10 protein-coding genes are annotated in these 12785 nt (G+C 25.1%); 2 read left to right on the forward strand and 8 right to left on the reverse strand.

All coding sequences use genetic code 11. The features are described 5' to 3' along the window. Nucleotides 1–6 precede the first annotated feature (6 nt). Both EQF90_RS05435 and EQF90_RS05440 read right to left on the reverse strand, forming a co-directional pair. Nucleotides 7–1596, reverse strand: coding sequence for an ABC-F family ATP-binding cassette domain-containing protein (locus EQF90_RS05435; RefSeq protein ID WP_134711148.1), 1590 nt, complete (start codon nt 1594–1596; stop codon nt 7–9). Nucleotides 1597–1975: 379 nt separating this feature from the next. Beyond that, on the reverse strand, nt 1976–3703 hold the full coding sequence (locus EQF90_RS05440) for an N-acetylmuramoyl-L-alanine amidase family protein (protein ID WP_134711150.1): 1728 nt from the start codon (nt 3701–3703) through the stop codon (nt 1976–1978). A 193-nt stretch (nt 3704–3896) separates the two neighbouring features. On the opposite strand from EQF90_RS05440, the gene EQF90_RS05445 reads away from it, so the two are divergent. Next, nucleotides 3897–4295, forward strand: coding sequence for a hypothetical protein (locus EQF90_RS05445; RefSeq protein WP_134711152.1), 399 nt, complete (start codon nt 3897–3899; stop codon nt 4293–4295). Between the two features lie 49 nt (nt 4296–4344). On the opposite strand, the gene EQF90_RS05450 is transcribed toward EQF90_RS05445, so the two are convergent. From EQF90_RS05450 to EQF90_RS05475, 6 genes are all read right to left on the reverse strand, one after another. Then, nucleotides 4345–6186 carry a heavy metal translocating P-type ATPase gene (locus tag EQF90_RS05450; RefSeq protein WP_167604039.1) on the reverse strand — a complete coding sequence of 614 codons (1842 nt, stop codon included), beginning with the start codon at nt 6184–6186 and terminating at the stop codon, nt 4345–4347. Nucleotides 6187–6347: 161 nt separating this feature from the next. Then, entirely contained in the window at nt 6348–8426 is a 2079-nt protein-coding gene (locus EQF90_RS05455; RefSeq protein ID WP_134711156.1) for a hypothetical protein, read from the reverse strand. Nucleotides 8427–8435: 9 nt separating this feature from the next. Continuing rightward, nucleotides 8436–9230 carry a metal ABC transporter permease gene (locus tag EQF90_RS05460; RefSeq protein ID WP_134711158.1) on the reverse strand — a complete coding sequence of 265 codons (795 nt, stop codon included), beginning with the start codon at nt 9228–9230 and terminating at the stop codon, nt 8436–8438. After that, on the reverse strand, nt 9224–9895 hold the full coding sequence (locus EQF90_RS05465) for a metal ABC transporter ATP-binding protein (RefSeq protein WP_134711160.1): 672 nt from the start codon (nt 9893–9895) through the stop codon (nt 9224–9226). The genes EQF90_RS05460 and EQF90_RS05465 overlap by 7 nt, the downstream gene beginning before the upstream one ends. Beyond that, a complete protein-coding gene (locus EQF90_RS05470; protein ID WP_245151230.1) occupies nt 9888–10838 on the reverse strand; it encodes a metal ABC transporter solute-binding protein, Zn/Mn family in 951 nt (316 codons plus the stop codon). Before EQF90_RS05470 ends, EQF90_RS05465 begins: the two co-directional genes overlap by 8 nt. Nucleotides 10839–11042: 204 nt before the next feature. Continuing rightward, nucleotides 11043–11786: a YwaF family protein gene (locus tag EQF90_RS05475; RefSeq protein WP_134711162.1), complete on the reverse strand. Its 744-nt coding sequence runs from the start codon at nt 11784–11786 to the stop codon at nt 11043–11045. Nucleotides 11787–11976: 190 nt separating this feature from the next. Between EQF90_RS05475 and nagB the strand changes: the two genes are divergently transcribed. Beyond that, the gene (gene nagB / locus EQF90_RS05480) at nt 11977–12723 is read left to right on the forward strand and encodes a glucosamine-6-phosphate deaminase (RefSeq protein ID WP_134711164.1); all 747 of its coding nucleotides are present in this window, start codon (nt 11977–11979) and stop codon (nt 12721–12723) included. The last annotated feature ends 62 nt before the right edge of the window (nt 12724–12785 follow it).

Genomic DNA, 12785 nt, shown 5'->3' on the forward strand with positions numbered 1-12785 from the left:
TCATTCTTATTTAACATATTTTTCAATATATTCATCATATGTGATTCTTTCATCTCTATATGATCCATCATCAAAAATTTCAATAATCCTATTTGCTATAGAATTTACAAATTGATGGTCTAAAGATGTAAACAACAAATTACCTTTATAATTTATTAAGCCATTATTAACTGATTCTATACTTTCTAAGTCTAAATGATTTGTTGGTTGATCTAAAATTATTAAATTAGCAGGTTCCACCATCATTTTAGAAAACATCATTCTAACTTTTTCTCCCCCTGATAATACTGAAGACTGTTTATATACTTCATCTCCAGAAAATAACATTTTTCCTAAAAATCCTCTTATAAAAAATTCTGATTGGTCTTTTGAATACTGTCTTAACCAATCCACCAAATTATATGGACTATTTTCAAAATATTCTGAATTATCTTTTGGAAAATATTCTGTTGTAATGGTTTGTCCCCATTTAAATGAGTTATTACCGTCAATATTTCCTTTTGAAATTAAATCAAAAAATTTACTTATAGCTATTTCATTTCCTATAAAACCAATTTTATCATTTTTTTCTACTCTAAATGACATATTATCAATTAATTTTTTACCATTTTCTTCTATAGTAAGATTTTCAACATTAAGAATTTCATTACCGGGTTCTCTGGATAATGTGAATCCGACAAAAGGATATCTTCTTGTAGAAGGTTGAATATCATCCAAAGTAATCTTGTCTAATAATTTTTTTCTTGATGTTGCTTGTTTCGATTTTGATTTATTAGCGGAAAATCTTTGAATAAATTCTTTTAATTCTTTTACTTTTTCTTCTTTTTTCTTATTTTCATCTTTAGCCATTTTTAATGCTAATTGAGATGATTCATACCAAAAATCATAATTACCTGTAAACATCTTGATTCTTGAAAAATCAATATCAACCATAATTGTACACACTTCATTTAAGAAATATCTATCGTGGGAAACAACTATAACAATTCCTTCAAAATTAATTAAAAATTCTTGTAACCAAAGTACCGCTCTTAAATCAATACCATTTGTAGGTTCGTCAAGTAAAAGTACATCCGGTTTACCAAATAATGCTTGTGCCAATAAAACTTTAATTTTATCTGATTCTTTCAATTCACTCATCAGCATATAATGCATCGAAACGTCAATTCCTAATCCCTGTAGTAAAGTGGATGCTTCTGCTTCTGATTCATATCCTCCCATTTCGGCATATTCTGCTTCTAATTCAGCAGCTCTCATCCCATCTTCATCAGAGAAATCTTCTTTCATATAAATAGCTTCTTTTTCTTTTGCTATTTCATAAAGTTTTGCATTTCCCATTAATACTGTATCCAATACTTGATATTCTTCAAATGCGTAGTGATCTTGATTTAATTTACTTAATCTAACATCTTTCGGATAAGAAACACTACCTTTTGTTGGCTCTTTTTCTCCGGACAATATTTTTAAAAATGTTGATTTTCCTGCTCCATTTGCTCCTATTATTCCATAACAATTTCCCGGTGTGAAGATTAAATCTACATCTTCAAACAATTTTTTATCGGGAAATATTAAACTTAAATTATTAACTGTAATCATCTTAATTACTCCTAAAAATATAATATTATTTAATTTTTTTACATTGATAATATTAAAAATTATCTTACAATTGCTTAAAATTTTATTCAATTAAATATATTCTATCACATTTTTATATTTTTCTTCTATAGTTTACAAATAAAAAATTTATAACTAAATCATTAATTAACATTAAAATATAATTATAAGTAAAAAAATAAGATATTATTTTTTATTAAAATATTTTGACACAAAAAACCGACCTCATCAAAGTTGTTTTTGATATGTATATATTTTACTGAATTAGTCCAGTAAATAAGCATACATTCCATTTTAAATACAACTTTTTGAGGTCAGTTAATTAATCATATTTTAATATATTCGAGAAGCTTTATCTTAACTATCTCACCCAAATTCCTTTAGAATTTACTTTCCATTTATCTATTAACATAGATTTAGCCATCTTACCATTATCTAACAGATAATACCATTCATTATCTGTATGTTTTACCCATTGTGATTTAGCCATCTTGCCGTTATCATTTAGATAGTACCATGATGCGTATTTCTTATCATATATCCATTCTGATTTTGCCATCTTACCGTTATCATTTAGATAGTACCATGATGAGTACTTCTTATCATATATCCATTCTGATTTTGCCATCTTACCATTATCATTTAGATAATACCATGATGAGTACTTCTTATCATATATCCATTCTGATTTTGCCATCTTACCGTTATCATTTAGATAATACCATGATGAGTACTTCTTATCGTATATCCATTCTGATTTTGCCATCTTACCGTTATCATTTAGATAATACCATGATGAATACTTCTTATCGTATATCCATTCCGATTTTAACATATTTCCGTTATTATCTATATAGTACCAACTATTTTCTAAATCAACCCAACCTTTTTTGTTATTTATTTTTTTGTATTCCGGATAAATGTATAAATCTGTATTAGGCATTGTAAATTCAAGCTTTTTATTATTTCTTTTTTCAATAATTTCTTTGTATAGTTTAGGAAACTCTTTCTCAAGATAATGCGGATCACTCCAATGTGTAAATACATAACCTTCTTTTTGAGGAGCTTCTAAAACTACTTTTGTACCTCCTACTATTTCAATCTCTTTACCATCATTTTTAGGTTCTATAAATTTAGCATCTTTAATTTCTAATTTCCACTTTTTCGCTTCTAAATCTCCTGTGTTTAGAGTTAATGTTTTGTTTTCACTTAATGATTTCTTATCAGCATTTTTGATACTATCTTCAATAGTTATTGTATATTTTGAGTTTTTTGCTAATGGTTCTCTTAAAGAGTCTTCATAAGTTAATTTGCCTACCATAGTAAAAGTTATTTTTGATTTATACTTACCATTTTCTTGAATCAACTCAAATATTTCATCAGTTAATCTTGCAGTATCCAAATAACTCTTTTCATTTTCCTTATTAATATGTATCCCTTTACCATTATAATCAACCACTGATTTTTCAAATTTTTCTAATGAAACAGGTTGATTAAAATATAATGAAATTTTTGTATCAGAACTAGTTAATTTATAATCTTTATTTTTAATTATATCCTTATTATAATCATCATTTATTAGAGCTTTTTCAAGTTTTAAATCTTCTTTTAAATCATTTGATATCTTAAATTTTAATTCTTTTTTTAGTGTATTTGAAAAATATTCTGTTCTTTTTTCAACACTTTTTAAAAAATCTTCTATTTTTAAACGATATTCTTGTCCGTTTAAAAGAGCTTCTCTTGGCTTTAAGGATATATAATTTTCATATACTTTAATATCATTTTTAACTTCATAATAAGTTTTGCTTAAAACTTTAATCTGAGTTGATATAGAAGAATTTTCATCAGCTTTTTTACTTGTATATATTTTTATCTCGTAAGGAAATTCCACTTCTTCAATCTTATCAGTAAACTCTTTATCATTAATAGTTATTTTTGTTATTTCAGCTTTTTTATTTTTTTCTTTTTCTGATTTTGTATTTAATGTTATTTTTTCTTTAATATCTTTATCATCTTGATTAGCAATTACACCTTTACCAGGCAATAGTAAAAATGTTAATATACTTAAACCAATTAATAATTTTTTCATATTTCCTCCATCATAATGTACTTCAGCTATAAATAAGGTGCACCTAAATATTTTATTAGCTTATGTAAATTATACAATAATAAATATGAAAAATCAAAAAATAAATTAAGTTTATACTTGCTTATAGCAAAAATATAGATATAAAAACTTGCAGAATTTCTCTTAATAAAATATACTGAATTTGAGGTACATTATGAAAATATATAAAAGAAATTTATCATCATTTGTTACATCATTTTTTCTAAATTTAATTGCTTGCTTTATTTTTTTTATTTTAGTAGCAAATTTTATTGACGTAAGCTTTGCCATTATATCCACATTTGTTATTTATTCAGTACTAATGTATTATAATTTTGTTGTAAATAATTATTATTTTACATTAGAAAATAATATTTTCAGAAAATATAAAGCAAAAAAAATGATTTTTGAATATGATGTAACTAAATATAAAGTAAAAAAAGAATTAAATAAAGGATTTATAGGATATGCTGATATGAATATATTGTTGGGAAATCATATCATTAACTGTTCACTACTTGATTTAATTACTTTTGAGAAATTATACAAAGATTTATCCATTATTGGAAAATAAACAAAGCATACTTATTATCCAGATTAAAGATAATGGTATGCTTTTGTTCTTAAACTTTTACATATAATAACCTCATTGCATTTAATATAGCCACTAATGTCAACCCTACATCAGCCAAAACTGCAAAATGTAAATTGGTTAATCCAAATAATGCAAAAAATAAAAACGAAAATTTAACACCTAAAGATAAAATTATATTTTGCCATACTATTTTTTTTGTAATTTTAGAAATGTAGAAAAATTTATATATGCTTTCTAAATTATCATTCATCAATATTATATCTGAAATTTCAATTGATATATCTGCTCCCTTATCTCCCATTGAAATTCCCAAATTAGCTGAAGCCATTGATAGTGCATCATTAACTCCATCTCCTACAAATGTAATTTTTTCATTTAATGCAATTTCTTTATTTAATATATTTAATTTATCTTCGGGTAACAACTCAGCATATACCCTATCTATGCCAATTTTATTTGCAACATACCTTGAAATCTCTTCCTTATCTCCCGTAATCATAATACTTTCTAAATTAAAATCTTCTTTTATTTTTTGAATTACTTTAGAAGCTTGAGCTTTTATTTCGTCATTTATTACAATATTTCCTATATAATTTGAATTGTAAGCTATATGAATAATAGTTCCCAGCTCTTCATTAAAGTCAAACAATATATTATTTTCATTTAAAAATTTCCTAGTGCCAATTATTAATTGATTTTCTCCATAATTTCCTTTTATCCCTTTTCCATTAATTTCAATAAAATCACTTATTTCTGATGTATCAACACTTAATTTAAAATATTCATTTATAGCCTTTGCAATTGGGTGATACGATAATGATTCCATAGATGAAATAATTTTAAAAATTTTTTCATTATAATATTCATCTTTAATATTTACTTTCTCTACCTTAAAGTTTCCTTTTGTTAAAGTCCCCGTTTTATCAAAATATATTTTACTAATTTTAGTTGCTTCTTCAAAAAAATTAGAACCTTTAACAATAATTCCTTTTTTCGCACATTTTCCTATCCCTGCAAAATAAGTTAAAGGCACAGAAATTACAAAAGCACATGGACATGAAATAACTAAAAAAACTAGTGCTCTATAAAACCATTTATCAAATTCTCCATATATCAAAGTAGGAATTATAATTAATAAAAGTGCTGATATTGTCACTATAGGCGTATAGAAATTAGCAAATATTCTAATAAAACTTTCTGTTACAGATTTTTTATTAGACATATTCTTTATTAAATTCTCTAATTTACTCATAGTAGAATTAGTATAATTAGATACAGCCTTTACTTTTACGAGATTTGATAAATTTATATATCCAGATAAAAGTTTATCTCCTTTATAAAAACCTTTAGGTAAAGATTCGCCTGTAAGATTTGATGTATCCATTGAAGAATATTCTTCAATTAATATTGCATCTACCGGTAATTTTTCTCCCTTTTTTAATAAAATAATATCATTTTCAACTATATTTTTATAATCTACCATAGTTGTCTGATTATCAAAAATTATTGAATATTTTTTATTTCTTAAATCTAACAAATTGGAAATAGATTTTTTAGACTTTGATACCGATATTTCTCTTAAATACTCTCCAATTTGATATAACATCATTACAGATGCAGCTTCGTGATATTCATTAATTAAAATTGCTCCGAGAGTTGCAAAAGACATTAAAAAATTCTCATCAAAAAAGTCCCACAAAATTATGCTTTTAATAGACTTAATCAAAACATCATATCCCATTATGATATATATAACCATAAAAATAATATTTGCATTTTTATGATTAAAATAAGTAAATAAATATAAAGCAATGGAAGTTATTATTTTTAACAATATAAAATAATTTAAATTTTTCAATCTTAAATTCATAATTTTCCCCATATAAGATATTTTATAATATTATAGCATACCAAACAGTTTTTCTAAATGAAATGATGTTGCAAAATAGAATTATCTATTCTGCAACATCATTTATTTGAACAATTATTTTATAATGGTTATATTTGTTATAAATATTAAGATTTTGATTTTTACGATAATGTTTTTAAATTATAAATTTTACCTTTATATTTTACAGTACCATCTTCATTTACTTCAAGGTCTGCAAAACGTGATAAAGCAGGTATTTTTTCATATACAAAATCAAAAACATCCTCTTCAGTAGTATTTAAAACTTTGGCAAGTTTTTTTAGATTATCGCTTTCTTTTTTAGAAATAGAACTTTCTAAATCTCCTTCATAATTTTCATTTTTATTTTCTATATTAGGTAATTTTTTTGGTTCTACTTTAGATTTTTCATCTTCATTTCCTTGATCTTTGTTAATTTTATCAGCTTTTTTAGAGTTAAATTCAGGTGATTTAAATAAATTAGGTGCATTAATTACTTCATAATCTTTTTTTGCATCTTGTATAGAGCCATCTATTCCAGGTAATTTTCCAGAATATATAACTTTTCCATCTTTCAATGAAAAATCTTTCAAATGTAATGTTATTGTTTTTCCATTTTTATATATATTAAAATTATTTCCAATATTATATACCTCTAACTTATCTTTTATACCATATTCTTTCATCAAGAACTTTTGTACATCCGTTCTATCAATATCATAATTTACTTCTAAACTCGTCCCTTTATTTTCTACTTTATATTTTAATGTAGCAACAACATCTCTTGCAGTATTAGTTCCATATTCTCCAGCTTTTGCATTTTGTATAATCTGATCTATACTTATTGCATGATAGTGATTACCATGTAACCAATAAAATATATCATCATATACATTATTTGAACCATAAACAGGATATTCTGCGTTTCTAAGACTGCCAAAATCAGTCATAGCTTGAAGATTAGGATCTAAATAAGGTAATACACTTTCCACTAATTTTGCTTCTACATCACTATATTTAAATTTCTCACTTTCAGTAACTACAATATGCTTATTTTTATTTAAATTTTCAACAATATATTCCGCATGTGGATATACATTCTTTGGATTTTCTCTGACAACAGCCACTTCATCATTACCTTTATATAAATGCCAATGATCCCCATGATCAACTATCCTATCAATTCCTTTTGGCCAATCAGATTCCCTCATTTTTGGAACATCTCCATGTGAACCAATATATTTTCCTATATTTACCCCTTTAAATATGTTTGGAATGTTTTTATTATATGAAATTATCTCACTACCATCTTTTGTATATATATGATAATGATTTTCATGAAGTAAAATTTCCTTTACATCCAATTTTTTTAATTTTTCATCGTTATTTTCAACTGAAATTAAATTAAGTTTTCTACTTGTATTATTTAATTTATTTAATTTTGAATTTTTATCTTTTACTGTTATTATTTTATTTTTATGGGAACTTCTTGGTTTAGATACCTCGTAAGATGCCCCTCCAAAACTTTCTCCATGGCTTCCTACATATTGTCCAAATTCAGCATTTGGATACATATTTCTCGGGTCTGAGTAACTTATAAACTCTTGACCATCTCTTGTATATATATGATAATGATCTTCATGTTTTAAAATTTTTACTACATCAGAACCTCTTAACTCTTCCGATATATTTGAATCATAATTTTCAGAAGAATATTGATTATTCCCATGATTTCCAACATAGGTTCCAATTTCTACATTTCTAAAGCTTGATTCAGGATTTTCATATGTTAAATACTCACTGCCATCAGATGTGTACACATGCCAGTGATCTCCGTGTTTTAAGATTTTTACTACATCCATTTCTTTCAATTTTTCAAGCGATACTACACTTACTAAAGAAAGTTTTTTTCCCGATTGAAGCTTATTCGGATCTGTATATGTTATATGCTCCACACCGTCTTTTGTCCAAACATGCCAATGATCCCCATGTTTTACTACTTTAACTATATTTTCCTTTGCAATTTCCGCATCGACAAGCACTTCAGTTGTCTTATCATTTTTATATTTATTTTGTTTTTCCTTAAATACAGGCGTTACTGATTTTAATTCAGATTTTTTTAATTCAGGACTTTTTTGTTCTTTTTTATTATTTCCACATCCTGTAAACAAGGCTAAAGCAGCCACTAATGACAAAACTAATTTAAATTTTCCTTTTTTCAAAATTACCTCCTATTTTTTCTTTATAAACATAGATATTATCAAACATACCACTGATACCAAAACTATAACCGACCCCGGCTTTAAATTATATATATAAGATATAATTAATCCGGCATGGACAAAAATTATAGAAAATATTATCGAAAGTATAAGTGTATTTCTATAAGTTTTAGCAAATTGCATTGAACAAATTACAGGGATAACTAAGAGAGATGATACTATCAAAGAACCTATAGTTTTTGCTGATATAGATATAGTGATAGCACTTAAAAAAGTTATCATAAAATTAATAATATTAATATTTATCCCTAAAATATGAGCAGCCTTAGGATCAAATACACTTATATATATACGTCTATATAATACTGTATATATAATTAAAACTAATAACGATACAAGTGATACTATTATATATTCCAAATCACTAATCGTTACAATTGAACCAAATAAATAGGAACTCAAAGAATTGGTATTTCCAATTAAACTTGTAAATATTCCTGCTAATCCGACAGAAGCTGCCAATATAATTACTGTTGAAATTTCTTGATATGCTCTCAATCTATTTCTTATAAATTCTATGCTCAACCCTGCAATAATACACGCTAATATAGCACTTAATAGCGGGTGTATCCCAAATGCCAGTCCAACTGTCAATCCGGCTAACGATGAATGGGATAATGTGTCTCCTATCATTGATAATCTCTTTAATACTATAGGTAATCCCATACAAGGAAGGATTATCGCTAAAAATGTCCCAACTATAAAAGCTCTTCTCATAAATTCATATTCAAATATATCTAGCATTTTATCAATTCCTTCCAATCATTAATATTATGTTTATGAGCCTTTGCACCTCTTAAATGAATAATATAATCAACATAATCTGTGATTTCCGCTAATTCATGAGTTACTATTACTATAGTCTTACCTTTTTCACTTAATTTTCTCAAAATTGTAAATAATTCTCTTGAAAACTTTTTATCAATCGCACTTGTGGGTTCATCAAGTAAAATAAGACTTGCATCTTTAATTAAAGCAAGCACTATGCCTACTCTTTGTAATTGTCCTCCTGATAATTGCCTTAAACTCTTATATCTGTGTTCTTCTAAGCCTACCATTTTTAAATATTCTTCCAAACCTACTTTAATTTTCAAATACTTTAAATGATTATTTATAAGCTCATTTATTGTAGTAGGAAAATTTCTATATGAGTTAACTGCATTTTGCGATATATATGCAATATCTCTATAATGGTTGTCATTTAAAATATTATCTCCAAATAACTTTATTTTCCCATTATTTGGGGTTAAATTGCTTAAAATTAAATTTAATAGCGTAGATTTCCCACTACCATTTTCACCAACTATTGCTATAAACTCTCCACTACTTAATTCAAATGATATATCTTTTAATATATAATCTTTATCGTATGAAAAAGATAAATCATTAATTTCTAAAACTTTATTCATTAAAAGATTCCATCAAAGCTTTAAGATTTAATTCCATAAGTTTTAAATAACCCATCTTCGCTTCTTCTTGTGTTAAATTTTCCATTGTATACATTGTAGATGTTTTTGTATTTGTATTTTTTGCAAGTGTTTCAGCAACTTTTGGAGTTGCTTTTCCTTCAAAAAATATAGTGGAGATTTTATTTTTCTTTACAAAATCAGCTATAATTTTTAATTGTTTTGCTGAAGGTTCATCTTCAGGAGAAATTCCTGTTACGGCAACCTGTTTTAACCCATAATCATTAGCTAAATAATTAAAAGCTGCATGACTAACAACAAAATATTTCTCTTTTTTATTTACCTTAGCTAATTCAGTTTCAAATTTTTTATCAAGTTCTCTAAATTTTTCTTGTGACTTTTCTAAATTAGTCTTATAATATGATTCATTTTCAGGATCTATGGATGAAAGTTTCTTATATATCGTATCTAACTGTTCAATAGCATTTTTTACACTCAACCATGTATGTGGATTTATAAGCTCGTTACCATCTGTTAATCCATCTCCCTGTTTTAGTAAAGTTAATCCTTGAGATAAATTTAAAAACTTATCCTTATTGCCTACCGCTTTTTCTAAATCAGGAATAAAACTTTCCATATTAGCACCGTTATATATAATTAAATCTGATTTTATAATATTTTTCATATCATCAGTCTTTAATTCAAATGAATGCGGTTCTTCATTACCCTTTATTATCATTTTTACATCCATTTTATCTCCAACAATCATCTTTGTAAGATCTGCTACAGGAAAGAAAGTGGTATATACTAATTTTTTACCATCTTTTTTATCTGTACCATCATTAGCCATTTTATTTTTTACAATATCAGCACTATTTTTTCCACAAGCTGTAAAAACAACGCATAATATAAGCAAAAAAGCAACAATATTTATTCTCTTATTCACTATTTTTCCCTCCAAATTAATATTTTAGATAATTAAATGAGAATGATTATCATTATTATTATAGTATATTATTTTAATTTTAGCAAATAAAAAAGAGAATTAGAATTTTTAAGTTCTAATTCTCTCAAAAATTACTTTATCATTTTCTAAACCGCTTTTATATCTTATGTATGTTTAATAAGTAAATAAAACTAATAGTTTTTTTTATTTATCAATTGCCAATTTACAAAATAACTTTCCAACAAAATGCATTACCACCATTATTAATGAATATAAGAGCAATACAAATATATAATATAAAATTCCTTGCAATGGCATTAAATTTTTCACAACATTTGGTGCTTCAACTAAAAATCCATAGTTTGCTTTTGGATAATAGTTTCTTAATAATAAAGTAAAAATCATTACACATAAATTATAAATAGCTGTAAATTTAACTGTAAATAATAAATCTTTCTTATCCAGACTTTCTTTTCTAACTACAATATTGTATATCGCAATTAAAAAGATTAAATAGTGGAAGATAAAAAATTGGAAATTTGTATAATGCGGAAATCTAAATGCATATGGCTCAGGCATAAGTATAGCTAATATACCTCCCATTAGCCCCCAATATATTCCTATTTTTCTCAATATTTTATTTCCTATAAATATATCATAAATAAAAAACCAAGCTACAATTCTACAATTATAAACCGGTAATGATGCTTCAAGAGTATAAAACCCTGAAGTAACCATCCATATAAACATCATAATCTTATCACTTAACAATAATATTCCCATTAATTTAAGTAAATTTTCTTGCTTTTTCCTATCTTTGTTTTTAAAACTTATTACAAAAATAGTTAGTAATATTAAAATAATAATTGCACTTAAATGAAAAGTACTCAATAACCCAAATGAATTATTATCTAGATTATTTCTAAAAAAATATTTTATAAAATTCATATAATTCTCCCTAAAGCAAAGTTATAATAATTATATCAAAATTTTAACACATTTAATATAACAATTCTGTAAAAAATTTAAAACTATTATATTATCCATCATCAACAATATGATAAATGCTTGTTGTTAAAATTAAATTTTTCAATATTATATGTTATAATTTAAATGAAAAATTATTTGGAGGTTTATAATGGAAATTATTATTACAAAAAATTATGATGAAATGAGTAAAAAAGCTGCTGATATAGTTGCAAATACTATAAAAGAAAATCCTAATGCTATTTTGGGTTTAGCAACAGGTTCAACACCTATAGGACTTTATAAAGAATTAATAAATAAAAATGAAAATAAGGAAATTTCATTTAAAAATATTAAATCTGTAAATTTAGATGAATACATAGGTCTTTCCGGAGAGCATAAACAAAGTTATAGATATTTTATGAACAAAAATTTATTTAATCATATTGATATTGATAAAAATAATACATATGTTCCAAACGGAAAAGCTGAAGATTTTTTAGAAGAATGTAAAAATTATGAAAAGATAATAGATGATTTAGGTGGACAAGATATTCAAATTTTAGGAATCGGAGAAAATGGACACATAGGATTTAATGAACCTTCAAGTAAATTAGAATTATATACTCACATAGAAGATTTGCAAGAATCAACAATAAATGCTAATTCAAGATTTTTTGAAAAAATTAAAGATGTTCCCACAACAGCTATTTCAATGGGAATGGGAAGTATATTTAAGGCTAAAAAAATTATATTATTAGCTTCAGGAGTTAAAAAAGCAAAAATAATGAACACATTAAAAGATAGTGTAATATCCCCACTAATCCCTGCAAGCTTCCTAAAACTTCACAAAAATGTAATTGTAATAATGGACGAAGAAGCTGGCAGTTTATATGTAAACGAAGAAATTTCTAAGTAAAAAGAATTTTTAAATATTTCATATTTTTCTAATATTATTGAAAATTAATTATTTACAGGTAA

This window comes from Helcococcus ovis, from assembly GCF_004524775.2.
Classification (GTDB): Bacteria; Bacillota; Clostridia; order Tissierellales; family Peptoniphilaceae; genus Helcococcus; species Helcococcus ovis.